This window comes from Bradyrhizobium sp. Leo170 (genome assembly GCF_004296405.1).
Classification (GTDB): Bacteria; Pseudomonadota; Alphaproteobacteria; order Rhizobiales; family Xanthobacteraceae; genus Bradyrhizobium.
On record NZ_PSRR01000856.1, the window covers coordinates 1 to 541 of the forward strand.

The 541-nt window shown below is 61.7% G+C and carries 1 protein-coding gene; it reads left to right on the forward strand.

The window, feature by feature from the left end:
• Nucleotides 1–198 precede the first annotated feature (198 nt).
• Nucleotides 199–541: IS110 family transposase (locus CWO89_RS45105; RefSeq protein ID WP_165421637.1), on the forward strand; the 343-nt coding region annotated here is incomplete at its 3' end.

The window sequence follows — 541 nt, forward strand, 5'->3', positions numbered from 1 at the left end:
CCCCTTGTATCTGCACGGCCATGATCTGTGCGATGGAAGCGACTTAGCACCTTGGCCGGTGGCCACCGGCCAAGGTGCGTGGCGAAGTCGCCCGTTACCCCTCCGGCCACAACCGTGGATGAGCTCTGGGATCTTCGCCATGTCACGCACGACCGAACAGTCGCTTGAGTTCCGATCGCATGGACAAGGCAGGTTACCGTGAAGAAGACGATTTGTGGAGTGGACGTTTCGAAAGCCACGCTCGATGTCTGCATCGAACCCGGGCATCGGTTTGCGAGCTTCAATAACGATCCGGCGGGCATTGCAGAACTGGCCGCGTTCTGTCGTGAACACGCGGTCACGCTGGTGGTGATGGAGGCCAGCGGCGGCTACGAGCGAGGAGCATTCGTCGAGCTCTGGGGGAGGAATATCAGCTGTGCGCTGACCAACCCCCGCAGTGTTCGCCGCTATGCCGAGGCGATGGGCATTCTGGAGAAGACCGACCGGATCGATTGCTCGGTGATCGCCCGCTTCGCCCACGCCAAGGACCTGGCTCCGACCG